We start from the raw sequence: 24666 nt of genomic DNA, 5'->3' as shown, positions 1-24666 counted from the left end.
CATCGAGCCCCCCCGTCGTTCATGGCAGACGCAAACGCGAGGAGACTCCGTGGCCACCGAGACACCGCCACCCGCCCGATCCGGGACCCCACTTCCCTCCACCGAGGAGTTCACCGAGGTGCAGCAGAGCGCGGAGTTCGGTGAACTGCGCCGCGCCCACCGCTCCTTCGCCTTCCCCCTGACGATCGCCTTCTCCGCCTGGTACCTGCTCTACGTGCTGCTCTCCAACTACGCGGACGGCTTCATGGGCACCAAGGTGGCCGGCAACATCAACGTCGCCCTCGTCCTGGGCCTCGCCCAGTTCCTCACCACGTTCCTCATCGCCTGGTGGTACGCCCGGCACGCCGCCGCCGAGCTCGACCCCAAGGCGGAGGCCATCAAGTCCCGGATGGAGGGCGGAGCATGAGCCCCGCACAGCACACCCTGCTCGCCGCCGGCGAGGCCAGTCAGCACCGGACCCTGATCATCACCCTGTTCGCGGTGTTCGTCGCCGCGACCCTCGTCATCACGGTCTGGGCGGGCCGCCAGACCAAGGACGCCGCCGACTTCTACGCCGGCGGCCGCCAGTTCACCGGTTTCCAGAACGGACTCGCCGTCTCCGGCGACTACATGTCCGCCGCGTCCTTCCTCGGTATCGCGGGCGCCATCGCCCTCTTCGGCTACGACGGCTTCCTGTACTCCATCGGCTTCCTCGTCGCCTGGCTCGTGGCCCTGCTCCTGGTCGCCGAGCCGCTGCGCAACTCCGGCCGCTACACCATGGGCGACGTGCTGGCCTACCGGATGCGCCAGCGCCCGGTCCGCACGGCCGCCGGCGTCTCCACGATCGTCGTCTCGATCTTCTACCTGCTGGCCCAGATGGCGGGCGCCGGCGTCCTCGTCTCGCTGCTCCTCGGCATCACCAGCGACGGCGGCAAGATCGGCATCGTCGCCCTGGTCGGCGTCCTGATGATCGTGTACGTCACGATCGGCGGCATGAAGGGCACCACCTGGGTGCAGATGGTCAAGGCGGTGCTGCTGATCATCGGTGCCCTGCTGCTGACCTTCCTGGTCCTGCTGAAGTTCCACTTCAACGTCTCGGACCTGCTCGGCAGGGCCGCCGACAACAGTGGCAAGGGCGCGGCCTTCCTGGAGCCCGGCCTGAAGTACGGCGCCACCGGCACCACCAAGCTGGACTTCCTCTCGCTCGGCATCGCCCTGGTCCTCGGCACCGCCGGCCTGCCGCACATCCTGATCCGCTTCTACACCGTCCCGACCGCGAAGACCGCCCGTAAGTCGGTCATCTGGGCGATCGGTCTGATCGGCGCCTTCTACCTGATGACCCTCGCCCTCGGCTTCGGCGCGGCCGCCCTCATCAAGCCGGACGAGATCATCGCCTCCAACAAGGCGGGCAACACCGCGGCCCCCCTCCTCGCCCTCCACCTCGGCGGCGTGGACTCCAACTGGGGCGCCGTCCTGCTCGCCACCATCTCCGCGGTCGCCTTCGCCACGATCCTCGCGGTCGTCGCGGGCCTGACCCTGGCCTCGTCCTCGTCCTTCGCGCACGACATCTACGCCAACGTCATCAAGAAGGGGCAGGCCACCGAGAAGCAGGAGATCGGCGCGGCCCGCTGGGCGACCGTCGGCATCGGCGCGGTCTCCATCGTCCTCGGCGCCCTCGCCCGCGACCTGAACGTGGCCGGCCTGGTCGCCCTCGCCTTCGCGGTCGCCGCCTCGGCAAACCTTCCCACGATCCTCTACAGCCTGTTCTGGAAGCGGTTCACCACGTCGGGTGCCCTGTGGTCGATCTACGGCGGCCTGGTCACCGCGGTCGGCCTGGTGCTGTTCTCGCCGGTGGTCTCCGGCAGCCCGGCCTCGATGTTCCCCGGCGTCGACTTCCACTGGTTCCCGCTGGAGAACCCCGGCATCATCTCCATCCCCGTCGGATTCCTGCTCGGCGCCCTGGGCACCCTGCTGTCGAAGGAGGTCCCGGACGCCGGCAAGTACGCCGAACTGGAGGTGCGGTCCCTGACCGGCACCGGAGCGCACTGACACCCTCGCTGACACCTCTTCGTACGACGGCCGCGTCGCCCGGGACTGTACGGTCCTACGACGCGGCCGCGTCCGGGCTCGTGGGATCAGGCCGCTGTCGTTGTCAGTGGTGTCACGTAGGCTCGCAGGTAACGGGAAACGAATGCTCCGGGAACGAGGGAGGGGGCCCACGTGCTCATCGACACCTACGGCCGAGTGGCCACCGACCTGAGGGTCTCACTGACCGATCGGTGCAATCTGCGTTGCACCTACTGCATGCCCGAGGAGGGCCTGCAGTGGCTGGCCAAGCCGGACCTGCTCACCGACGACGAGATCGTCCGCCTCATCGACATCGCGGTGCGGATGCTCGGCATCGAGGAGGTCCGCTTCACCGGGGGCGAGCCCCTGTTGCGCCCGGGCCTGGTCGGCATCGTCGAGCGCGTGGCGGCGCTGACCCCGCGCCCCCAGATGTCGTTGACCACCAACGCAATCGGCCTCAAGCGCACCGCGAGTGCCCTGAAGGCGGCCGGCCTGGACCGGGTCAACGCCTCCCTGGACACCCTGCGCCCGGACGTCTTCAAGACCCTCACCCGGCGCGACCGCCACAAGGACGTCATCGAGGGCCTGGAAGCCGCCCGCGCGGCCGGCCTCACCCCCGTCAAGATCAACTCGGTCCTGATGCCGGGGCTGAACGAGGACGAGGCCCCCGACCTGCTGGCCTGGGCGATCGAGCACGGCTACGAGCAGCGGTTCATCGAGCAGATGCCGCTGGACGCCCAGCACGGCTGGAAGCGTGAGGGCATGGTCACCGCCGGAGACATCCTCGCCTCCCTGCGCACCCGCTTCGACCTCACGCCCGAGGGCGCCGACGAGCGCGGCTCGGCCCCGGCGGAGCGCTGGCTGGTCGACGGCGGCCCGCACCGGGTCGGTGTCATCGCCTCGGTGACCCGCCCGTTCTGCGCGGCCTGCGACCGCACCCGCCTCACGGCCGACGGTCAGATACGCACCTGCTTGTTCGCCACCGAGGAGACCGACCTCCGCGCGGCCCTGCGCTCCGGTGCCCCGGACGAGGAGATCGCCCGCATCTGGCGACTGGCGATGTGGGGCAAGAAGGCGGGAGCGGGACTGGACGACCCGTCGTTCGTCCAGCCGGACCGGCCGATGTCGGCAATCGGCGGTTGAGCAGACGGCCAAAAGACCGCGGGACGGCGCGACCGGCCCACGACGACACGTGGACCGGACCCGGCCTCAGCCGTCCCCGTCCTCCCGCTCTTCCCACTCCTTGAGCAGAACGACGTCCTTCAGAAAACCTCGCACCCCGAGGAACTGGGAAAGATGCTCGCGATGTTCCTCGCACGCGAGCCACGTCTTGCGCCGCTCCGGCGTGTGGATCTTCGGGTTGTTCCACGCCAGCACCCACACGGCAGCGGCACGGCAGCCCTTGGCGGAGCAGATCGGGGTCTCGTCAGTCACAGGTTCGTCTCGCAGAAAGAGGCCCGGACAAGGCGACGCCGAGCAGCCACGGGGGGAGCTGCCCGGCGTCGGTCCGTCGCTCCGACGGGGGATGCGGAGCGCGTACGCAGTATGTCACGGGTACCCCGCCGCCCGGCACTGGAACTGCATGATTGATCTGAGCTTTTCTTGAGCTTCATGGGTAGCCCGCATTCCGCTTCCGCGGCGGCCGCCGGGGTCACACCGGGTCGGGCCGCTCGCCGCCCGCCCCCGTCGGATGAGCCGCGGCGTCCTGCGCGGCGGACTGCGCCCGGGCGTCCCCGGTCTGCGGCGGCAGGATCATCGGAGGCGTCGGCATGCTGACAAATGTCGACGGAAGGGACTGCGGCCGCTCGCGGCCCGCGTTCGCGATCACCACGGCGACGTAGGGGAGCAGCGCGCCGAGCACCAGCGCGACGATCGCGACGTACCGCTCGACGTTCCACAGGGCGACCGCGAGGATCACCGAGAGGGTGCGCAGCGTCATCGAGATGACGTACCGCCGCTGCCGGCCCCGTACGTCTTCGGCGAGGCCCGTCCGGGCTCCGGTGATCCGGAACACCTGGGCGCTGCCACCGTGCTGTTTCCGCATCACAATCCACCATCCGCCCGCATCGGACTCTCCCCGGCCCGCACCGTCGTCCACGCCCGGCCGGGAACCGGGCAGGGACACGTTCCACGTTACGCCGCGGCCGTTCCGCCGACGAGACCGGGGCACCCACTGCCTGCGACAACGGCGTGGGACCCGCCCCGCATGGGGCACCCGACATGCGTCGTACGGCCTGCCCGACCACACTGGCCCTAATGCTCACGTCGAGCCGTACGAGGAGGCAGCCATGGGCTGGTTGTGGGCGATCATCGTGGGATTCGTGCTCGGCGTCATCGCCAAGGCCGTCATCCCGGGCAAGCAGCACAGCCCGCTGTGGCTGACCACCATCTGCGGCATCCTCGGCGCCATCGTGGGCAACGCCATCGCCCGCGCCGTGGGCGTCGCGTCCACCCGGGGCATCGACTGGAGCCGGCACATCTTCCAACTGGTGGCGGCCATCATCATCGTGGCCGCCGTGGACGCCCTCTACATGGCGACGCTGGGCAAGAAGAAGGCGCAGCGCATTTGAGAACCTGCTGAGCAGGCGCGCCCCGGAAGGGGCGCGGGGGCCCGCGCGACGACGACGAAGCCGCAGCCCGCAGACAGCCCCACGCCCAACGGCGCTAACCGGCGACAACCTCCACCGCGGCAAGGTTCTTCTTCCCGCGCCGCAGCACCAGCCACCGCCCGTCCAGCAGATCCTCCTTCGCCGGGACGGCGTCCTCGGAGGGGACCTTCACGTTGTTCACGTAGGCCCCGCCCTCCTTCACCGTCCGCCGCGCGGCGGACTTGCTGGCGACGAGACCGACCTCCGCGAACAGGTCGACCACCTGGCCCAGCTCGGCGACCTGGATGTGCGGCACCTCGGACAGCGCCGCGGCCAGCGTCGCACCGTCCAGCTCCGTCAGCTCGCCCTGCCCGAAGAGCGCGCGGCTCGCGGCGATCACCGCGGCCGTCTGGCCGGCCCCGTGCACCAGCGTCGTCAGCTCCTCGGCGAGCGCCCGCTGCGCCGCCCGGGCCTGCGGCCGCTCCTCGGTCTGCCGCTCCAGCTCCTCCAGCTCCGCACGGGACTTGAAGGACAGGATCCGCAGGTACGTCGAGATGTCCCGGTCGTCCACGTTCAGCCAGAACTGGTAGAACGCGTACGGCGTCGTCATCTCCGGGTCGAGCCAGACGGCGCCGCCCTCGGTCTTGCCGAACTTGGTGCCGTCCGCCTTGGTCATCAGCGGGGTGGCCAGGGCGTGCACCTCGGCGCCGGGCTCCAGCTTGTGGATCAGGTCCAGGCCCGCCGTGAGGTTGCCCCACTGGTCGCTGCCGCCCTGCTGGAGCGTGCAGCCGTGCCGCCGGTAGAGCTGGAGGAAGTCCATGCCCTGCAGGATCTGGTAGCTGAACTCGGTGTAGCTGATGCCCTGGTCGGACTCCAGACGGCGGGCCACGGAGTCCTTCGTCAGCATCTTGTTGACGCGGAAGTGCTTACCGATGTCCCGCAGGAACTCGATCGCGGACAGGCCCGCGGTCCAGTCGAGGTTGTTGACCATGACCGCGGCGTTCTCGCCCTCGAAGGACAGGAACGGCTCGATCTGCGCGCGCAGCCTGCCGACCCAGCCGGCCACCGTCTCCGGGTCGTTCAGCGTGCGCTCCGCCGTCGGGCGCGGATCGCCGATCAGACCCGTCGCGCCGCCCACCAGCGCCAGCGGCCGGTGCCCGGCCTGCTGGAGGCGGCGCACGGTGAGCACCTGCACCAGGTGCCCCACGTGCAGCGACGGCGCGGTCGGGTCGAAACCGCAATAGAACGTGACGGGACCGTCCGCGAGCGCCTTGCGCAAAGCGTCCTCGTCGGTGGACAGGGCGAACAGCCCGCGCCACTTCAGCTCGTCGACGATGTCCGTCACGGTTCTCGTGTCTCCTCGATGATCTTCGGGCGATCGGACGACACCCTGACGGCGAGATCCGACCACGAACGCCTACGAGGTTATACGCCCTGACTGACAGAGCTCATATTGAAATCCGGGATCCGCAGCGCCGGCATCGCGGCCCGGGTGAACCAGTCGCTCCACTCGCGCGGCAGCGTCTTCTCGCTGCGCCCGGCCTCCGCGGCCCGCCCGAGCAGGTCCACCGGCGACTCGTTGAACCGGAAGTTGTTCACCTGCCCGGTCACCTCGCCGTTCTCCACGAGGTAGACCCCGTCCCGGGTCAGGCCGGTCAGCAGCAGCGTCGCCGGATCGACCTCGCGGATGTACCACAGGCAGGTCAGCAGCAGCCCGCGTTCGGTGCTCGCGACCATCTCCTGGAGCGAGCGGTCCTGCCCGCCGTCCAGGATCAGGTTCCCGAGCGCCGGGGCGACCGGCAGCCCGGTCAGCGCCGCGCTGTGCCGGGTGGTGGTGAGGTGCTTCAGCACACCCTCGCCGATCCACTCGGTGGCCCGCGCCGGCAGCCCGTTGTCGAACACCGACTGATCGCCGCCGGAGGAGTGGGCGACCGCGAACGGCGCGCACTCCAGGCCCGGCTCGTTCGGGTCGCTGCGCAGCGTCAGCGGCAGCTCGCTCAACCGGTCACCGACCCGCGTGCCCCCGCCCGGCTTGGAGAACACCGTCCGGCCCTCGGCCGCGTCCCGGCCCGACGCCGACCACAGCTGGTAGATCAGCAGGTCCGCGACCGCGGTCGGCGGCAGCAGCGTCTCGTAGCGGCCCGCGGGCAGTTCCACGCGCCGCTGCGCCCAGCCGAGCCGTACGGCCAGCTCGGCGTCCAGGGCGCCCGGGTCGACGTCCTTGAAGTCCCGCGTGGAGCGGCCGGCCCAGGCCGAGCGCAGCCGGTCGGGCGACTTGGCGTTCAGCTCCAGCGTGCCGGTGGGCTGGTCGTGCCTGAGGCGCAGCCCGGTCGACGTACCCATGTAGGTCGACACCAGCTCGTGGTTGGCGAAGCCGTACAGTTCGCGGCCGCCCGCACGCGCGCGTGCGAACGCCTCGCCGAGCGCCGGGGCGAAGTCGGCGAACACCGCGGAGGAGGTCTCGGCGGGCGCGTCCGTGAAGTCGGGGGACTGCGGCACCCCGGCGACCAGGGGCTGCGCGTCCTCGGCGGGCCCGGCACCGCGTGCGGCAGCCTCGGCGGCCCGCACCAGCGGCTCCAGCTCCTCGGCGGTGACCGCCGAGCGCGACACGACACCGGAGGCGGTGCCCTGCTGCCCGTCCACGGTCGCGATCACGGTGAGTGTACGACCGCGCGTCACCCCGTTCGTGGTGAGCGCGTTGCCCGCCCAGCGCAGGTTGGCGGTCGACTGCTCGTCGGCGATGACGACACACCCGTCGGCCCGCGACAGCGCGAGCGCCTGCTCGACGATCTCGTGCGGCTTGTTGCTACGGGCACTCATCGACCGGCCTCCTGCGTGGTGTTGAGGATGTTGACTCCCTTGAACAGGGCCGAGGGGCAGCCGTGCGACACGGCGGCCACCTGTCCGGGCTGGGCCTTGCCGCAGTTGAAGGCGCCGCCGAGGACATAGGTCTGCGGACCGCCCACGGCGGCCATCGACCCCCAGAAGTCGGTCGTGGTCGCCTGGTACGCCACGTCCTTCAGCTGCCCGGTGATCCGCCCGTTCTCGATCCTGAAGAAGCGCTGCCCGGTGAACTGGAAGTTCACCGCAGGGTCGGGGGGCATACGTCTCTGAACGGCGTTTGTGCAGGTCAGGCGGCTATTCAAGGTCTGCCCTCAATCCCTGTTCATACGGGGTGAAACCGGACTGTACGGGGTCTGGTGATGACCTGGTGTCGACCTCCGGGATCCGCCTTGGGGCTGCCTGGGGCGGGTCCTGGAGACTGGCTCCAGATCGGATCAGAGACTACCCATCGCTGGTCCGGGCTGGGATGCAGATATCGCCCTGACCTCAGACTCTCCAGTTGCATGACAAGGCAGCCTGCGGGAGTGACGAGCGGTGAAGGCTGCCCGGACGGACGGCGGGCGCCGTACGCTCGAATCATGAGTGCCGACATTGGCAAGCGGCTCCAGGACGTACGCAAGCGACGCGGCATGACGCAGCGTCAGCTAGCGAGCGAGTCAAGCGTGTCCCTGTCCTTGATCCGGAAGCTGGAGCAAGGGGAGCGGTCTGACACGCGCCTGGAGACTGCGCGTCGACTGGCGCAGGCCCTGCGGGTGCCTACGACGAACCTCATTGCTGATCATGAGGACGATCCCGAGACGCCGCCTGGCGCTGATGATCGTTGGGAGGCTGTCCGGCGTGCGCTCGTAGCGCCGGTACGGGCGAACGGTTCGACGGAAGAGCCGACCGTGGGCGGTGTCCGGGATGCGCTGGAATCAGCCCTGCCGCTCTTCTCCGGTGATCGTTTCGCAGAGCTGAGTGTGATCCTTCCGCCCCTGCTGCGGGATGCTGATCTGATCGCCGAGAGTGGCCCGGAGGGGCGGGCCGTACGTGTCCGGCTCTCACAGCTCACAGGCTGGCTGCTCACACAGACTCGGCAGTTCGAGGCGGCCGACATCGCTCTGTCCCGGTCGCTGGAGGAGTCGTCGGATCGGCTTCAGGCGGCGGCGACGGTGAGCACACAGTGCTGGCTCTTGCTGCGGCGCGGTCGGTTGTCTGAGGCGCGGGAGCTGGCAACGCGGTGGGCGGATGAGGTCGAGCCTCGCATTTCGCGGGCGACCCCGGCGGAGCTGAGCGCCTGGGGCTGGCTGCTGCTGCGGGCCTCCGCTGCTGCGATCCGGGACAACCGGTCTGGGGAGGCCGAAGACGCGTTGCGCTACGCCAACTCGGCGGCGGTCGCGATGGGGCGGGAGTTCGCTCCGCGTGACGACTTCTTGCAGGCGTTCGGGCCGGTCACGGTGGCTCTGAAGCGGGCCGAGAATGCCATGATCGTCGACAAGCCGGACTTGGTGCTCAAGCTCTCGAAGCGCATCCCGACCAGCGGCATGCGGCCCACCTCCAACAACCGCAACCGTCACCTCCTGGACGTGGCAGAGGCCCATGCCCGCTCGCGTGACTACGCGAAAACGGTTGAGGTCTTGCAGGGCATTCGCGCGGACGCCCCACAGTGGCTGCCCAATCAACGCTACGCGCGGGACATCTTCGGCCGAGTGATCGCGCGTCGGCGCACCCTGACTCAGGAGATGCGGGACCTGGCCGACGCGATCGGCGTACCCGTGTGACCCGGTGTGGCGCTTCGGGCTGGCCCCCCATCAAAGTGCCATTGAGGTGTGTTCCTGCCGTTACATAGCGTCATATGCATGGCGACCCAAGGTAGAGCAGCAGAGACAGCTGTCCGTGAGCGCATGACCACGGCCGATGCCGACGCGCGTCAGTGGGAGTACACGACCTACGCCCCGGCCGGTGAGACGTGCCCGGCATGCGGTGTGCCGATCAAGTCCCTTGAGAGCTGCCGCCGGGGGATGCTGGCTCGCCGGAACTCGTCTCCGATCGTGGCGTACTGGCACACGGCTTGCGCACTGAAGGGGGCGGGGCAGTGATTCCCATGGAGATCTACAAGAGCAGCAAGAGGGCCGCTGCTGACGCGCATGAGGTGTTGCGGCAGGCGTTGCTGGCGATCGGGATTCCGGCGCGGGATCTTGGCTGGTTGGCTCCGCGCGTGGCGCCGGACGGCCGTCCGATGGTGGCCATGGGGACGTGGAACGCTGATGTGGTGCAGAAGGTAGCGGCGCATCTGATGGCGTCACCTGCGCACGTTCAGACGGCGCCGGACGGCCGTGTCGTGGCCGATCACACCTGCGTGACTCATGAGGAGTAGACCCCGGCGCGCTGAGTGACGGCGAACCAGGACTCGGCGCGTCGGTTGCCCCGTCTATGCGTCTCCCCCGGCGCACGGGCGGGGCTCTTTCGTGTTTGGGCGTGTGGTGCCGTGGTGGTGCGCTTGGGCACGCCGCCGGCCGGAGAGGATTTTGGGCTGGAGCTGCCATGGGGCGAGTGAACAGGGGGCCTTACGCTCGCCAGCGGATCGGGCAGTCTTTGGGACCTGCCCGCAATAGCCCGATCGGCCCCCTGTTCTTCGAGGCTCGCCCCATGGTGGCTGCCTAAAATCCTCGTAGGCCGTCGGCCCCAGCCCGAGAGGGTGAACATCAGCCTCGTCCCTCCGGAGCGGGGCCGAGTCGCCCGATGCCGCGCGGGGCGGGCTCTCGGGCTGGCCGGTGTGGGTGTCGTGGTCCGGGTCGGTGGCTGAGCTGCTGGAGGCCGTGAGCCTCGGGCCACAGCCCTCGCGATCGGGGCGGGCAAGGTGGGTCGTGCTGGATCTGGCGTACGTCTCCAGGGTCGTCTGGTATACGCCGGGGCGGCGGCGCCCCGGACCGGACCGGCCGAAGGCCGCATGCCGGGCCGGGGTGCGGCAAGCCGCATCCGGCGGCGCGCCGAAGGCGCGCCCTGGAAAAAGTAAAGCCAGATTCCGCCACGCCCCGAACCGCTGACCGCTCCCCTCTCCCGATGGGCGCGTGGCACGCTGCGCAACCGGCCGGACAGACAGGCTCAGTTCACCGCTGCCGGGCCGTGCGACTTCCCCTCTCCGGGCGTGCCCTCAGATGCCCTGCCTCCGGCGGTAACTCGGTTGACAATCGGCCCTCGTTCTGATTTTGCGAGTGTCACGGAAAAATCACAGGCCGTTGTCGGTGCCAACTCATATAATTCCAAGGCAAGTTGGCTGCGCCTGATCAGGGCGTATGCAGGATAAGCGCCCTGTAAGCGCAAAGGAGAAAACCCATGAACACCCGCTATCTACTTCCTGACTTGAGGCTCTGGAGGCCGCGTCATGTCTGCCGAATCCGGCAACAGCACCACGCGCAAAACCCGCCTGTCCGCCGCGTCGTCCGCTCCGGCCGAGCGTTCCGGCGTGCTGGCACGCGAACTACGTCTGCAAGCTCTCTCAGAGGCGGACCGTGACCTTATACGGCTCGTCAGTGATCCCCTCTATCCGCGCTGGCGGGAGCAGATCAAAGCCATCGGTGGCTGCGCCCATCCGATTTACCTGTCCGGCTCCACGGTCACCCGCGATGCCGTTACGGGTGAGGTGATCTCGTCCTACTCGACCGCCGGGGAGCCTGGTGAGCGGCTGGCCGTGCGCTGCCGTAACCGGCGTGCCTCGGTGTGCGAGCCGTGCTCTCGCCTGCATGCGGGGGATACTTTCCAGCTCGTTCGTGCGGGCCTGTCCGGTGGTAAGGGCGTGCCCGATGTGGTGCGGGATCGGCCCCGGCTGTTCGTCACGCTCACGGCCCCCTCGTTCGGGCCGGTGCATCGGGTACTGGACGGGGAGCGCTGCCGTCCTCGCCGTGATGATCCGCGCTGCGAGCACGGGCGGCGGCTCGGCTGCGGCCTGGTGCACACCGAGGATGACCCGCTGGTGGGTCTGCCGCTGTGCCCGGACTGCTACGACTACGTGGGCCATGTGCTGTGGCACGCGCACGCGGGGCGGCTCTGGGACCGGTTCACCACCGCCGTGCGCCGCTATCTGGCCTCCGCCGGTGGCATACCCCGCTCCAAGCTCGGTGACCACCTGGTGGTGTCCTTCGCCAAGGTCGCCGAGTTCCAGCGGCGCGCGGCCGTCCACTTCCATGCCGTCGTGCGCCTGGACGGCCCGGACGGCCCCGGCTCGTCGGCTCCGGCCTGGGCGAGTGAGGACGTGCTCTTGGATGCGGTCGAACATGCCGCCGCGTCGACCTTCGTCACGGTGGCGGACTCCGACGCCTACGGCACGGAACGACTCGGCTGGGGCGGGCAGTTCGACGCCCACCCCATCCGCCCCTTCCCCGATGGTGGCGTTCCGTCAGATGCGGCCGTTGCCGGGTACGTGGCCAAGTACGTGACCAAGGGGGCTGCCGAGACGGCCGGCGGCCTGGACTGCCGGGTCACCAGCCTGGATGACATCCGCGCGGCGGTTGTCAACGGCCACGTACGGGCCCTCATGGGTACCTGCTGGCGCCTGGGCGGCCTGGCCGAACTGGAACACCTCCGGCTGCGCACCTGGGCTCACAGCCTCGGCTACCGGGGCCACATCCTCACCAAATCCCGCCGCTACTCCACCACGTACGGCGCACTGCGCGAGGAACGGGCCGACCACCGCCGGGGCAGCGCCAAGCCCGTGGACGACCCGAACACGGTCACGGAATCGGCCTGGCGCTACGTCGGCTCGGGCTACACCCCCGGCAAGGCTGGCCTCGCCCTCGGGATCGCCGAAGACCACGCGCAGAGTCTCCAACTGGGCAGGGAGGCGCGGGAGGACGCGCAGAAGTGGGGTGAGCGGTGGTGAGGGGCGGTAGCAACCTGCTCATGACGCCGGATGAGGCGGCGGCGGAACTCGGTGTGACGAAGCGCGTCCTCATGGACTCGTACCGGCGCTGGGGCATCCCGTTCCTCAAGGTCGGCAAGCATGTCCGGTTCCGAACTCGTGATCTACACAACTGGGTTGAGGAGCGTATGCAGCAAGAGTAGGCTGACGATCAGTCACCAACCAATCAACATGTGAAGGGTTAACACGCGTGGCGACCATCAAGAAGGAAGACTGCTCCTGCCCCCGGCGCAAGAAACCCACGTGCCCTCACAAGCCCTACCGGGTGACGTACCGGGAGCCCGGGGGCAGGGCAGGCAAGCCTCGGCAGGTGTCCTTCAAGAAGCTCGAAGACGCGGAAGCGTTCGCAGTCAAGGTCGAGCGGGACAAGGACTTGGGGACCTACATCAACCCCAAGGCGGGGCAGCGGACGTTCGAGCAGGTGTGGCACGAGTGGGTTGAGGCGGGAACCCTGGAAGAGTCCTCGAAGAGGAATTACCAGAGCGTCTACGGCAACCACTACGGCCCCTTCTTCGGGACCAAGCCCATCGGCAGTATCACCCCTACGACCATCCAGGAATGGGAGGCGGACCAGAAGGAACGCGGCTACAAAGAAACCGGAATCAACGGACGTAAGAACGTCCTGTCGTCCGTTTTCAACTATGCGGTAGCCGCCGAAATCATCGGCCGCAATCCGTGCAAGAAAGCGAACCCCCGTCGGCGCTCGGGGCAGCAACTCACCCCCGTGACCGACGAAGACATCCCGAGTATGGAAGAGGTGTTGGGGATCATCGCGGAAGCCCCAAAGCTGATCCGAGCCGGCTTCTGGGCCATGGCGGGCTGCGGTGTGCGCCCAGGGGAAGCCTTGGCCCTCTCTGATGAGTCCATGGACTGGGAGCGCAGCGTCCTCGCTGTGGATCACCAGGTCTCGGCCTACGGCTGCCAGGAAATCTCCGGCTACAGGCGAGGCGTGAAACGAGGCACGAAACATCGCGCCTTCGAGCAGACTCGGAAGACTCCGGTGCCTGAATCAATCAACGAGATCTTCAATGATCACATTGATACATTCGGGACCTGGGGGGACCGAGGCTGGTTCTTCGAGTCCCCTCGGCTGAATGACCGCCACCCGTCCTATGACTGGTTCCTGGATCAGTTCAAGGCGGCGGCCAAGCTGGCCGGGACTCCGCAGTACACCCCGAAGAGCTTCCGGCACTTCTTCGTCTCCGAGGCGATCCATGCTCAGATCCCGCTCTTCGAGGTGGCGGCGTGGGTCGGTCACCGCACCACTCGGACTACGGAACTGGTCTACGGCCACCTCGTCCGCCGCGCCATGGACCGTGGCGCCCGCACCATGCACAACCGCCTGGGGCTGAGGCTGGAGCCGTTCAAGGGCCTGATCGTCCCGCCCTCCCCGACGCCCACGGAGGACGACATCGAGGACTGGGACGACGTGGCGTAGGTGGTTGGCTGTGACTGCGTGTCGACCCGGTGCAGACTTCGAGCCGGATCGGTCGCCCTCTCAGGCGCGGCCGGACTCGTTCGCAGTGTTCAGGATGTTCACACTCCGAAACATTGCGGACGGGCACCCGTGGGACACGGAGGCGACCTGCCCAGGCTGGGCCTTTCCACAGTTGAAAGCCCCTCCTAGTACGTAGGTCTGGGGTCCTCCGACTGCTTCCATGGAGCCCCAGAACTGAGGGGTGACTCCCTGATATGCAAAGTCCTTGACCTGTCCCTCAAGGCGGCCGTTCCGGATCATGTATGCCCTCTGACCCGTAAACTGGAAGTTGTACCGCTGCATGTCGATCGACCAGGACCGGTCCCCGACGACGTAGATGCCCCGGTCGACACCGCCGATCAGGCCCTCGGTGGACAGCCCGGCCGGGTCCGGCCGGAGCGAGACGTTGGCCATGCGCTGCACCGGCACGTGCCCGGGGGAGTCGGCGAACGCGCAGCCGTTGGAGCGGTCGAAACCGGTCAGCTTCGCGATCCTGCGATCCAGCTGGTAGCCGACCAGCGTGCCGTCCTTCACCAGGTCCCAGGACTGCGCCTCGACACCCTCGTCGTCGTACCCGACGGTCGCGAGGCCGTGCTCGGCGGTCCGGTCGCCGGTGACGTTCATCAGCTCGGAGCCGTACCTCAGCTTGCCCAGCTGGTCGAAGGTGGCGAAGGAGGTGCCGGCGTAGGCGGCCTCGTAGCCGAGGGCACGGTCCAGCTCGGTGGCGTGGCCGATGGACTCGTGGATGGTCAGCCACAGATTGGAGGGATCGACCACCAGGTCGTACAGGCCCGGCTCCACGCTCGGCGCCCGCATCTTCTCGGCGAGCAGCTCCGGGATCTGCTCCAGCTCGCCGTCCCAGTCCCAGCCGGTGCCCGTCAGGTACTCCCAGCCGCGTCCGACGGGCGGCGCGATGGTCCGCATCGAGTCGAACTCGCCGCTCGACTCGTCGACCGACACCGCCGTCAGCTGCGGATGCAGCCGCACCCGCTGCTGGGTGGTCACGGTGCCGGCGGTGTCCGCGTAGAACTTGTTCTCGTGCACGGTGAGCAGCGAGGCGTCCACGTGGTCGACACCCTGCGCGGCCAGCAGCCGCGTGCTCCACTCCGCCAGCAGCGCGGCCTTCTCCTCGTCGGGCACCGAGAACGGGTCGATCTCGTACGACGAGATCCACGTCCGCTCGGCGTGCACCGGCTCGTCGGCCAGCTCGACCTGTTCGTCGGCCCCGGCAGCCCTGATGACCTGGGCGGACAGCTTGGCCATCGCCACCGCCTGCGAGGCGACCTTGGCCGCCGCGTCCAGGGTCAGGTCGACCCCGGAGGCGAAGCCCCACGTGCCGCCGTGCACGACCCGGACCGCGTACCCGAGGTCGGTGGTGTCCGAGGAACCGGCGGGCTTGGCGTCCCGCAGCCGCCAGGACGCGCTGCGCACCCGCTCGAACCGGAAGTCCGCGTGCGCGGCGCCCAGCGCACGCGCGCGTGCGAGTGCGGCGTCGGCAAGGGCCCGTAGCGGAAGCGCTGTGAAGGCTTCGTCGATGGAATGGGGCACGGAGGTCTCCCTGCTGTCGTGGCCTGTCGGGTCCGATCATGTCGCGGACCCGGCCTCGCGGACTACACGGTTTCGGTCCCGTCCTGCTCCTTTCTGTAGGGATCCGACAGGGACTCACCCGCGCCACTGTCGGTGCCCGCTTGCCCGAGCGCGCGGCGCTACCGATAGGTTTTCGATGAAGCCGCCTGTCATCGACGTGTTCGGGCGGGCAGTCCAACTGCTTCAGACCGCTATCGAAAGGGTGATCCGTTGAGCCGCTCGGTTCTCGTCACCGGAGGAAACCGGGGCATCGGCCTCGCCATCGCCCGCGCGTTCGCCGACGCCGGCGACAAGGTCGCGGTCACGTACCGCTCGGGTGAGCCGCCGGCCGACTTCCTCGCCGTCAAGTGCGACATCACCGACCCGGAGCAGGTGGAGCAGGCCTACAAGGAGATCGAGGACCAGCACGGCCCGGTCGAGATCCTGATCGCCAACGCCGGCGTGACCAAGGACCAGCTCCTGATGCGCATGTCCGAGGAGGACTTCACCTCGGTCATCGACACCAACCTCACCGGCACCTTCCGTGTCGTCAAGCGCGCCAACCGGGGCATGCTGCGTGCCAAGAAGGGCCGCGTCATCCTTATCTCGTCCGTGGTCGGACTGCTCGGCTCGGCGGGGCAGGCGAACTACGCCGCCTCCAAGGCCGCCCTGGTCGGCTTCGCGCGCTCCCTCGCCCGTGAGCTGGGCTCGCGCAACATCACCTTCAACGTCGTCGCGCCCGGCTTCGTCGACACCGACATGACCAAGGTGCTCACCGACGAGCAGCGCGCGAACATCGTGTCTCAGGTGCCGCTCGGCCGGTACGCGCAGCCCGAGGAGATCGCCGCGACGGTGCGGTTCCTCGCCTCGGACGACGCCTCGTACATCACTGGAGCCGTCATCCCCGTTGACGGCGGACTGGGAATGGGTCACTGATCACCATGAGCGGAATCCTCGAGGGCAAGCGCGTCCTGATCACCGGTGTGCTGATGGAGTCCTCCATCGCCTTCCACGCGGCCAAGCTGGCCCAGGAGCAGGGGGCGGAGATCATCCTGACCGCGTTCCCGCGGCCCACGCTGACCGAGCGCATCGCCAAGAAGCTGCCGAAGCCGACCAAGGTCATCGAGCTGGACGTCACCAACGACGAGCACCTCGGCCGCCTGGCCGACGTCGTCGGCGAGGAGCTGGGCGGCCTCGACGGCGTCGTGCACTCCATCGGCTTCGCGCCGCAGGACGCGCTCGGCGGCAACTTCCTGAACACGCCCTTCGAGTCCGTGGCCACCGCCATGCACGTCTCGGCGTTCTCCCTGAAGTCGCTGACCATGGCCTGCCTGCCGCTGATGCAGAACGGCGGCTCGGTCGTCGGCCTCACCTTCGACGCGCAGTACGCCTGGCCGCAGTACGACTGGATGGGCCCGGCCAAGGCCGCCCTCGAGGCGACCAACCGCTACATGGCGCGCGACCTGGGCAAGCAGAACATCCGCTGCAACCTCATCTCCGCGGGCCCGATCGGCTCCATGGCCGCCAAGTCCATCCCGGGCTTCGCCGACCTGGCCGCGGTGTGGGACTCGCGCTCCCCGCTGGAGTGGGACCTGAAGGACCCGGAGCCGGCCGGCCGCGGCATCGTCGCCCTGCTGAGCGACTGGTTCCCGAAGACCACCGGCGAGATCATCCACGTCGACGGCGGTCTGCACGCGATCGGCGCCTGATCGCTCCCACGCCGCACACGACGCCCCGTCTCCCGCCCCGCGCGGGAAGCGGGGCGTCACCCGTCCGGCCCGCCTGCCGGGCGGGCACCGGCTGCGACGGCGCACGCTGGACTACGCGTTCACCTCACGCCGCGACCCTCCCCAGCCCGGCCGAGGAGGTCCCCTTGTGCGCCTGTCCAGAACCCCGGCCCCGGTGACCGCGGCCGTGGCCCTCGTGCTCTGCCTGCCGTACGACGCCCTGTCGTACGCGCGCGTGGACGACGTGAAGCCGCCCGCGCCCAGCCTCTTCGGCGCCGCCTGCCGGACCGCCGTGCGCGGCTCCCAGGTGGTGGCCTACTGCCACAACCCCTATGTCGACACCGATCGCGTACGCCTGCACGTCCAGTGCGCCCGCTGGTGGGACATCGGCACCGACAGCGCGCCGGTGGACACCGCGCCCGCCCTGACCGTGCGGCTCACGGGCCGGTGCTGGAAGGAGGTCCGCCTGGTGTGGATCAGCCACCAGAAGGAGCGCTGAACCGCTCCGGGCGACACAGGAACGGATAGCTCGCGGCCTCGGCCGCCGCGGCCTCCGCGTCGCCGGTGCGGATCGCGTCCACCAGCCGCGTGTGATCCATGTGCGTCCGAGGGGTCAGCTCCGCCCCGACGTCCGCGCGCAGCCAGTCGCGCAGCACCTCGCCCAGGTCGGCGTACATCGCCGTCATGACGTCGTTGTGGGAGGCGGCCACGACGGCCAGATGGAAGGTGGCGTCGGCCGCCACGAAGGCCTCCGCCTCGCCCGTGTCCCAGGCCTCCTCGCGCCGCTCCATGAGCGCGTCCAGCTGCTTGAGGTCCTTCTCGGTGCGCCGCTCGGCGGCCAGCTTCGCCGCGGCCGACTCCAGTGCGGCGCGCAGCTCGGCGATGTGCCGGGGGTCGGCGTCGGCGAACCGGCGGTGCATCACACCGGCCAGCTCGCTCGTCGCCACCACATAGGTGCCGGAGCCCTGCCGGATGTCCAGCAGACCGTTGTGCGCAAGCGCGCGGACGGCCTCGCGGACCGTGTTGCGGGCGACACCGAGCTGCTCGACCAGTTCCGGTTCCGTCGGGATGCGTGAGCCGACCGGCCACTCGCCGGAGGTGATCTGGTTGCGCAGTTCGGCGATGACCTGCTCGGACAGCGCCGAACGGCGCGGGTGGCTCAGCGGCATGGCACACCTTCGCACGTAAGGCCCGGGCCCGGACGACCCGGGGATGGACAGTCAATCATCCCATCATTCTATGATGGGTCTCATGGCTAGTGAGGAAACCCGGACCGCGCAGACCGGTATGGCGCACACCCCTACGGCGACGTCGTCGACGTCATCGGCCGAACGCGGTGCCGCCGCCGTGGCGAGCACCCCCGAGACGACCCCCGGCACAGGCCGCACGCGCGCGTGGGCGACCCGCCTGGTCGTCGTCGGCATCGTGCTGTCCGCGCTGAACCTCCGCCCGGCCATCACGAGCCTCGGCGCCCTCCTGGAGGAGGTCCGCGACGGGCTCGGCATGAGCGGCAGCGTCGCCGGCCTGCTCACCTCCGTGCCCCCGCTCTGCTTCGCCGTCTTCGGTGTCACCGCGCCCCGCCTGGCCCGCCGCTTCGGCCCGGCCGCGGTGGTGTGCGCCGGCATGGCCGCCATCGCCACGGGCCTGCTGATACGGCCGTACATCGGCGGCACGGCCGGCTTCCTGGCCGCCAGTGCGCTCGCCCTCATGGGCATAGCGGTCAGCAACGTGCTCATGCCGGTCATCGTCAAGCGCTGGTTCCCCGACCGTGTCGGCTCCATGACCGGCCTGTACTCGATGGCCCTCGCCTTCGGCACATCCCTCGCCGCAGCGGTCACCGTGCCGCTGACCCACGCCATGGGCGGCGGCTGGCAGCCCGGCCTCGCCGTGTGGTCCACCATCGCGGCCGTCGCCGTCCTGCCCTGGCTGCCGCTCGTCCGCGACCGCGGCACCGCGCCCGCACAGCAGCCGGTGCGCGCGGCGGAGGAACAGCCCGCGCCCCTGCGCATCACCCGCAGCCGTACCGCGTGGGCGCTCGCCGTCTTCTTCGGCCTCCAGGCCACCGCCGCCTACATCACCATGGGCTGGATGCCGCAGATCTTCCGGGACGCCGGTGTCCCGGCCGGCACCGCGGGCGTGCTGCTCGCCGTCACCATGGTGATGGGCGTGCCGCTGGCCTTCGTCATCCCGCGCGTCGCCACCCGGCTGCCCCAGCAGGGGCCGATCGTGCTGGTCCTCGGCGTGTGCGGCCTCGCCGGATACGCCGGCCTGTACTTCGCGCCGGCCGCCGGTGCCTGGGCCTGGGCCGTGCTGCTCGGCATCTCCAACTGCGCCTTCCCGCTGGCCCTCACGATGGTCGGCATGCGTGCCAGGAGCGGTGCGGGCGTGGCCCAGCTGTCCGCGTTCGCGCAGAGCACCGGCTATCTGATCTCCATCCCCGGCCCGCTGCTGGTCGGCGTGCTCTACCAGCAGAGCGGCGGCTGGGGACTGCCGATCGCCCTCATGGCGGGCCTGATGGTGCCGCAGATCCTGGTCGGCTTCCTGGCGGGCCGCAACCGCACGGTGGAGGACGAGGCGGCCGCGAGCTGAGCGGCCGACCCCGGAGGCACGCGCGCGCGGGACGGGTGCGAGACTGACCGCATGCAGCCTGTGCTCGACCCGAACCCGCAGAACGGCCAGAAGAAGATGCTGCTCGTCTTCGGCTCGTTCTTCGCCATCTTCGCCGTCATCGCCGTCGTCGCGATCATCCTCTCCCCGTGAGGACCGCCTCCCGGTGACGATCGCTTCCCGTGACCGTCGTCTCCCGGCCGCCTCTCGCGGCGGATGGTGGGGCTAGCTCCACCATCCCCTAGGGGGCGAGGCTCAGGGTCAAGTGGGTGGATCTCCGGATGGGTTGGCGGCCTCGGATTCCGTAGCTTCGAGATGTGACCGCACACGGCGGTCACGGACCTGCTCGAAGCCCCACGGAGGCGATCATGTCGGCCCGCACCCACTCCCGGCCCCACCCGGCGCCCACGGGCGGTGTCGACATCAGGCTGCCCTGGTGGGCCCTCGCTCTGCCGGCGCTCGCGTTCATCGCACTGCTGTTGCTGATACTGAACCCGTCGGACGCCCAAGCGGCGAGCGGCGACCCCGCGATCACGCACCTCTTCGAGCGCGCCCAGCAGCTCCTCGCGCGCTGATCCGGAGCCCCGTGCGCGGTGAATCCGCAAGTCAACTCCCTGCGCCGCATGGCTCGTTTCATGCGAAGCTGGGCGCCATGAGCGTTGAAGAACCTCGCAAGATCGTCCTCCTCCGGCACGCGAAGGCCGACTGGGGCCAGGAAGCCGACCACGAACGGCCCCTCGCCGAGCGCGGCCGTCAGGACGCCCCCGCCGCAGGCCGCAAACTGGCCGAAACCGGGATCACCTTCGACCTGGCCCTGTGCTCCACCGCGGCCCGGACCCGGGAGACCTGGAAGCTCGCGGTCCAGGAGCTGGCGACGCGACCGAGGACCGTCTACGAGGAGCGGGTCTACGAGGCTTCCCTGGGTGAGCTGATCGCCCTGCTCAACGAGACGCCGGACGACGTGCGCAACGTCGTCCTGATCGGTCACAACCCGGGTATCCACGCCCTCGCCGACGCCCTCGCGGGAGAGGCCGAAGGTGACGCCCTGCCACGGATGAACCGCAGCGGCTTCCCGACCGCCGCCTTCGCGGTGCTCACCTTCGAGGGCTCATGGAAGGCCGTGGAACACGGCGCGGCCACGCTGGTCGACTTCTGGGGCCCGCACGCCTGACGGACCGGAAGAGGGGCCCGGCATCCCGCAGGCGCGGCACCGGGCCCTCTCGTGTCCGGGCCGGTGTCCGGGCCGGGCGGAGCGGCTCAGCCCTCGTCGTGCGTGTCCGCCGCCTCGACCTCTTCGCGGGTGACGCCCAGCAGATAGAGCACGGTGTCGAGGAAGGGGAAGTTCACCGCCGTGTGCGCCGCCTCGCGGACCACCGGCTTGGCGTTGAAGGCGACGCCCAGACCGGCCGCGTTCAGCATGTCCAGGTCGTTGGCGCCGTCGCCGATCGCCACCGTCTGCACCAGCGGCACCCCGGCCTCCGCGGCGAACCGGCGCAGCAGCCGCGCCTTGCCCGCCCGGTCCACGATCTCGCCGACGACCCGGCCGGTGAGCTTCCCGTCGACGATCTCCAGCGTGTTGGCCTGCGCGAAGTCCAGGCCCAGCCGCTCCTTCAGATCGTCCGTGACCTGGGTGAAGCCGCCAGAGACGACCCCGACCTGGTAGCCGAGTCGTTTCAGCGTGCGGATCAGGGTGCGCGCGCCCGGCGTCAGCCGGACCTCGTTGCGCACCTTCTCCACCACGGAGGCGTCCAGTCCCCTCAGCAGCGCCACGCGCGCGTGCAGCGACTGCTCGAAGTCCAGCTCGCCGCGCATCGCCGCCGCCGTCACCTCGGCGACCTCGTCCTCGCAGCCGGCATGCGCGGCGAAGAGTTCGATGACCTCGTCCTGGATCAGGGTGGAGTCCACGTCCATGACGACCAGCCGCTGAGCGCGCCGGTGCAGGCCCGCCGAGACGACCGCGATGTCGACACCCAGTGCCCCCGCGTCGGAGGCCAGGGCCGTGCGCAGCACCTCGGTCTCCACGCCGGAGATGGCGAACTCCACTGCCGTCACCGGGTACTTGGCGAGCCGGAAGATACGGTCGATGTTGCCGCCGGCCTTCGCGATCCGGGCGGCCACCGCGGCCGTCGACTCGGCGGTGAGCGGATGGCCGAGAACGGTCACCAGGGAACGCCCGAGACCGCGCGGCCGGTTGTCGCCGTGCCCCGAGATGATCTCCGCCTGCATCTTCATCGACTCGGCCCAGCTGTGCACGGTGGCCCGCAGGTCGCCCTCCAGACCGGCCGGCGGCTGCGTCACCAGCACACACAGCACCAGGCGGCCCCGGGTGACGACCTGCTCGATGTCGACCACGTCGACGAGGTAGGCGGCGAGGGTGTCGAAGAGCCCCGCCGTGATGCCCGGCCTGTCCTTGCCGAAGATCTTGACGAGGAGAGTGGGGGCCTCGGGGGTCTGTGAGACGGGAGTCTGCGAAGCGCTCATGGTGTCACCACCGTATCCGGCACCCAGTGCCTTCCGCCGCCGAGGTCCGCCTGACGGACACGGAACAATGGATGGCGGACCGGTGTCAGGGATCTTGCTGTCGGAAGACGGTCGGGGGCGAGGGTCACCCTCGGCGTTTCGGCTTCCCCGGGGGTGGAGGCGGCGGTGGTGGTGGCGGTGGTGGCGGCCATGCGGAGCGGTCCGGCCCCGGCGAGCGGTCGTCCGGCCGGGGCGCGGGACGGCGCCGAGGGCGTGGGGGAGCGGGGTCGAGCGGCCCGGCGACGGTCGGGGCGCCGTACACGTCGTCCCGGGCCCCCGGCGGCCGCGCGTCCTCAGGCTCCTCACGCGGCTCTTCCGGTACCTGGAGGTAAGGGTTCGTGCCGGGGTTCGGCGGCCGGTACGGCACGCCCGGCACGTACGGCCCGGCGCCTTCGCCGTATCCCGGGGAATCGGCCCCTTCGCCGTAGCCACTGCCGGACGGCGAACCCTCCGACCCGCTGCCGGGCGGCGAACCCCCGTAGCCACTGCCGGGCGGCGAACTCTCCGACCCGCTGCGGGGCGGTGAACCCCCGTACCCGCTGCCGGGCGGTGAACCCTCGTAGCCGCTGCCGGATGGCGAACTCTCCGACCCGCTGCGGGGCGGTGAACCCCCGTACCCGCTGCCGGGCGGCGAACCCTCCGACCCGCTACCGGGCGGCGAACCCCCGATCCGGCCGCCGTACCCGGAATATCCGCCCCCATCCGCATCGCCGCTCCCGGCACCCGCGCTGTCCCCGCCGTCCCAGCTGACCCCCGCAACCCCCGTGGCCCCCCGAGCCGCCCATACCGCTTGGGATCCCGCCGCCCCAGTGGCCCAGGCCAGCAGTGCTCCCGCCGCCCCCGCGCCCGCGCCCCATCCGGCCCCCAGCAGGAGGGCGGCGGCGAGGTGGCCGTGCAGGGTGATGCCCGCGCCGAAGGCGTCGAAGCCGAGCACGGACAGGGACGCGGTCACGGAGACGTCCGTCAGCCAGGCGAGCAGGGGGAGGGCGAGGGCGGTCGCGATGCCGAGGCGCAGTGCGCAGCGGGCGGCCAGGGTGAGGACGGTGCCGGGCTGCCCTGCCACCGGGGTGCGGACCGCCGTCAGCACCCCGGCCAGCAGCATCGCCAGCCCGGACGCCACCGCCAGCAGCCACACCCGGCCGTCCAGGGCCGCCAGCCGGTCCAGCGTCACGGGCTGGTCGGACCCGCTGCCGAGGAGCTGGTCGAGGGGGTGGGGGAGGAACGTGCGCAGCAGCCCCGTGGCGTGGCCGTCCCAGGGGACGAACAGACCGAGGGGCAGGCCGAGCCAGACGCCGTTCGCGGCGCCGAGCAGGGCCGCGCCGGCGATCCGCCGCGGATGGTCGTCGCCGACCGCCGCGTACGCCGCCGCGGCGAGCCCGGCCGCGACGGCCAGCAGCAGTACGGCGACGAGCGCCGAGACGGCCGGCCGTACCACCCGGTGCAGGGCGGACCAGCCCGGCGGCAGCGGAGCGCGGCGGGCGGCCAGCAGGGCGATCAGCAGGACCCCGGCGCACCAGCCGAGGCCGCCCAGCACCGTGGCCGGGGTGTCCACGGTGAAGCCGACGCCGGCCTTGGCGTGGATCAGGGCGCCGATCCGGTGCGGCAGCGGTCCGCCCACGTCCCCCAGTCCGGGAATGCTGAGCCCGCCGGTCTTGCCGCCCGAGCCCGGGAGTTCGTCCACGCCGAGCGAGTCGCCGTCGATGGTGACGACGTCGTGCCCGGCCCAGGCGAGACCGCCGAGCATCGCCACGAAGAAGGCGACCACGGTGCCCGCGCGCGTGAGCAGTTCGGCGGGTGCGATCACAACTCCGGCCGTGCGCAGGGACCGTAGGAAGAACCACGACAGCAGCAGCGCCCCGACCAGGCTCACCCCGAGTGGCGTGATCTCGATGGCGGTGTGCGCCTCGGCGCCTTTCAGTCCGAAAGCGGATACATCGCCCGACGGTACGACCGAACCACCCGCCCCGAGCGCCACGACGGCCGCCGTCATGGGGCCCAGCGCACCCGCCGTGTCCGCCTGGAGCAGATGCAGACCGAGCGCGGCCGTACCAGCCATCCCGATCAACGCCCAGCTCACCGCGGCGATCGCGGACACCAGGACGTCCGTCCAGGGCACCCTCCCGGCACGCCGCGCGGTCCCGGTACGCAGGGCAGAACGCATGGCAGACCCCCGATCGCCTCATGGCGGATCCCACCGGCCCGTGGCGCGGCCGCGCTTGTCCCCCTCGCCGGGATTACCACTCTCCGGCCGGGTTTCAACCCCGTCAACGGCGCGAGTTGGAGCGCACGGGCGCACCCGTGGCAAGGCCCGGGTTTCGGTCAGGGGGCGGAGCCTGAAATAGTTCCCCACGATGTTCGACATCCCTAGACTCCCTGCGATGGGGGTAACTCGGG

The 24666-nt window shown here is 70.1% G+C and carries 24 protein-coding genes and 1 pseudogene; 16 read left to right on the top strand and 9 right to left on the bottom strand.

Going from position 1 to position 24666, the window contains the following annotated elements:
• Positions 1–49: 49 nt before the first annotated feature.
• The 3 genes from ADK64_RS04200 (at position 50) to moaA (ending at position 3189) form a co-directional block, all read left to right on the top strand.
• Entirely contained in the window at positions 50–406 is a 357-nt protein-coding gene (locus tag ADK64_RS04200) for a DUF485 domain-containing protein (protein ID WP_053654907.1), read from the top strand.
• Entirely contained in the window at positions 403–2028 is a 1626-nt protein-coding gene (locus ADK64_RS04195; RefSeq protein ID WP_053654905.1) for a cation acetate symporter, read from the top strand. Before ADK64_RS04200 ends, ADK64_RS04195 begins: the two co-directional genes overlap by 4 nt.
• A gap of 171 nt (positions 2029–2199) precedes the next feature.
• Positions 2200–3189 carry a GTP 3',8-cyclase MoaA gene (moaA, locus tag ADK64_RS04190; RefSeq protein ID WP_053654903.1) on the top strand — a complete coding sequence of 330 codons (990 nt, stop codon included), beginning with the start codon at positions 2200–2202 and terminating at the stop codon, positions 3187–3189.
• Positions 3190–3255: 66 nt separating this feature from the next.
• Here moaA and ADK64_RS04185 read toward each other — a convergent pair whose 3' ends face one another.
• Positions 3256–3480, bottom strand: a complete 225-nt coding sequence (locus tag ADK64_RS04185) for a hypothetical protein (RefSeq protein WP_053654901.1) — start codon at positions 3478–3480, stop codon at positions 3256–3258.
• Positions 3481–3697: 217 nt separating this feature from the next.
• Positions 3698–4090, bottom strand: coding sequence for a DUF3099 domain-containing protein (locus ADK64_RS04180; protein ID WP_053654899.1), 393 nt, complete (start codon positions 4088–4090; stop codon positions 3698–3700).
• A gap of 244 nt (positions 4091–4334) precedes the next feature.
• On the opposite strand from ADK64_RS04180, the gene ADK64_RS04175 reads away from it, so the two are divergent.
• Positions 4335–4616: a GlsB/YeaQ/YmgE family stress response membrane protein gene (locus ADK64_RS04175; RefSeq protein ID WP_053654897.1), complete on the top strand. Its 282-nt coding sequence runs from the start codon at positions 4335–4337 to the stop codon at positions 4614–4616.
• A 94-nt stretch (positions 4617–4710) separates the two neighbouring features.
• Here ADK64_RS04175 and tyrS read toward each other — a convergent pair whose 3' ends face one another.
• The 3 genes and pseudogenes from tyrS to ADK64_RS04160 form a co-directional block, all read right to left on the bottom strand.
• On the bottom strand, positions 4711–5979 hold the full coding sequence (tyrS, locus tag ADK64_RS04170) for a tyrosine--tRNA ligase (RefSeq protein WP_053654895.1): 1269 nt from the start codon (positions 5977–5979) through the stop codon (positions 4711–4713).
• Between the two features lie 80 nt (positions 5980–6059).
• A complete protein-coding gene (locus ADK64_RS04165) occupies positions 6060–7454 on the bottom strand; it encodes a TldD/PmbA family protein (RefSeq protein ID WP_053654893.1) in 1395 nt (464 codons plus the stop codon).
• Positions 7451–7717 (bottom strand): annotated as a pseudogene (locus ADK64_RS04160) (metallopeptidase TldD-related protein); the annotation flags it as partial. The gene ADK64_RS04165 and the pseudogene ADK64_RS04160, both read right to left, overlap by 4 nt.
• 339 nt (positions 7718–8056) lie before the next feature.
• Here ADK64_RS04160 and ADK64_RS04155 point away from each other — a divergent pair.
• The 5 genes from ADK64_RS04155 (at position 8057) to ADK64_RS04130 (ending at position 13813) form a co-directional block, all read left to right on the top strand.
• Complete coding sequence (locus tag ADK64_RS04155) at positions 8057–9238, top strand: helix-turn-helix domain-containing protein (protein ID WP_053654890.1); 1182 nt, start codon at positions 8057–8059, stop codon at positions 9236–9238.
• Positions 9239–9561: 323 nt separating this feature from the next.
• Positions 9562–9834, top strand: a complete 273-nt coding sequence (locus ADK64_RS04145; RefSeq protein ID WP_159046161.1) for a hypothetical protein — start codon at positions 9562–9564, stop codon at positions 9832–9834.
• A 1089-nt stretch (positions 9835–10923) separates the two neighbouring features.
• The gene (locus ADK64_RS04140; RefSeq protein WP_234384458.1) at positions 10924–12336 is read left to right on the top strand and encodes a replication initiator; all 1413 of its coding nucleotides are present in this window, start codon (positions 10924–10926) and stop codon (positions 12334–12336) included.
• 20 nt (positions 12337–12356) lie between these two features.
• Positions 12357–12518: a helix-turn-helix domain-containing protein gene (locus tag ADK64_RS04135; protein ID WP_078992489.1), complete on the top strand. Its 162-nt coding sequence runs from the start codon at positions 12357–12359 to the stop codon at positions 12516–12518.
• A gap of 167 nt (positions 12519–12685) precedes the next feature.
• A complete protein-coding gene (locus ADK64_RS04130; protein ID WP_053654879.1) occupies positions 12686–13813 on the top strand; it encodes a tyrosine-type recombinase/integrase in 1128 nt (375 codons plus the stop codon).
• Between the two features lie 60 nt (positions 13814–13873).
• Here ADK64_RS04130 and ADK64_RS04125 read toward each other — a convergent pair whose 3' ends face one another.
• Positions 13874–15400 (bottom strand): TldD/PmbA family protein, encoded by a 1527-nt coding sequence (locus ADK64_RS04125; protein WP_053654877.1) that lies wholly within the window; start codon positions 15398–15400, stop codon positions 13874–13876.
• Positions 15401–15649: 249 nt separating this feature from the next.
• On the opposite strand from ADK64_RS04125, the gene fabG reads away from it, so the two are divergent.
• The 3 genes from fabG to ADK64_RS04110 all read left to right on the top strand — a co-directional run bounded on the left by fabG (position 15650) and on the right by ADK64_RS04110 (position 17644).
• Positions 15650–16354: a 3-oxoacyl-[acyl-carrier-protein] reductase gene (gene fabG, locus ADK64_RS04120; protein ID WP_053654875.1), complete on the top strand. Its 705-nt coding sequence runs from the start codon at positions 15650–15652 to the stop codon at positions 16352–16354.
• Between the two features lie 5 nt (positions 16355–16359).
• The gene (gene fabI, locus ADK64_RS04115; protein WP_053654873.1) at positions 16360–17127 is read left to right on the top strand and encodes an enoyl-ACP reductase FabI; all 768 of its coding nucleotides are present in this window, start codon (positions 16360–16362) and stop codon (positions 17125–17127) included.
• Between the two features lie 166 nt (positions 17128–17293).
• Entirely contained in the window at positions 17294–17644 is a 351-nt protein-coding gene (locus ADK64_RS04110) for a hypothetical protein (protein ID WP_053654870.1), read from the top strand.
• Here the strand turns inward: ADK64_RS04110 and ADK64_RS04105 are convergent.
• Positions 17622–18314 carry a FadR/GntR family transcriptional regulator gene (locus ADK64_RS04105; protein ID WP_053654867.1) on the bottom strand — a complete coding sequence of 231 codons (693 nt, stop codon included), beginning with the start codon at positions 18312–18314 and terminating at the stop codon, positions 17622–17624. The two genes, ADK64_RS04110 and ADK64_RS04105, sit on opposite strands and share 23 nt — an antisense overlap.
• 70 nt (positions 18315–18384) lie before the next feature.
• Between ADK64_RS04105 and ADK64_RS04100 the strand changes: the two genes are divergently transcribed.
• The 4 genes from ADK64_RS04100 to ADK64_RS04090 all read left to right on the top strand — a co-directional run bounded on the left by ADK64_RS04100 (position 18385) and on the right by ADK64_RS04090 (position 20923).
• Positions 18385–19734, top strand: a complete 1350-nt coding sequence (locus ADK64_RS04100; protein ID WP_078992480.1) for a CynX/NimT family MFS transporter — start codon at positions 18385–18387, stop codon at positions 19732–19734.
• A 51-nt stretch (positions 19735–19785) separates the two neighbouring features.
• The gene (locus ADK64_RS48335) at positions 19786–19905 is read left to right on the top strand and encodes an SGM_5486 family transporter-associated protein (RefSeq protein ID WP_267888518.1); all 120 of its coding nucleotides are present in this window, start codon (positions 19786–19788) and stop codon (positions 19903–19905) included.
• A 215-nt stretch (positions 19906–20120) separates the two neighbouring features.
• Entirely contained in the window at positions 20121–20327 is a 207-nt protein-coding gene (locus ADK64_RS04095; RefSeq protein ID WP_053654864.1) for a hypothetical protein, read from the top strand.
• A gap of 77 nt (positions 20328–20404) precedes the next feature.
• On the top strand, positions 20405–20923 hold the full coding sequence (locus ADK64_RS04090) for a SixA phosphatase family protein (protein ID WP_053654863.1): 519 nt from the start codon (positions 20405–20407) through the stop codon (positions 20921–20923).
• Between the two features lie 86 nt (positions 20924–21009).
• On the opposite strand, the gene serB is transcribed toward ADK64_RS04090, so the two are convergent.
• Both serB and ADK64_RS04080 read right to left on the bottom strand, forming a co-directional pair.
• Positions 21010–22233, bottom strand: a complete 1224-nt coding sequence (serB, locus tag ADK64_RS04085; RefSeq protein ID WP_053654861.1) for a phosphoserine phosphatase SerB — start codon at positions 22231–22233, stop codon at positions 21010–21012.
• A 124-nt stretch (positions 22234–22357) separates the two neighbouring features.
• Positions 22358–24433: a streptophobe family protein gene (locus ADK64_RS04080; RefSeq protein WP_053654859.1), complete on the bottom strand. Its 2076-nt coding sequence runs from the start codon at positions 24431–24433 to the stop codon at positions 22358–22360.
• Positions 24434–24666 lie beyond the last annotated feature (233 nt).

The organism is Streptomyces sp. MMG1121 (assembly GCF_001280015.1).
In the GTDB taxonomy this organism is placed as follows: domain Bacteria; phylum Actinomycetota; class Actinomycetes; order Streptomycetales; family Streptomycetaceae; genus Streptomyces.
This window is presented reverse-complemented; position numbering and strand designations above follow the sequence as displayed.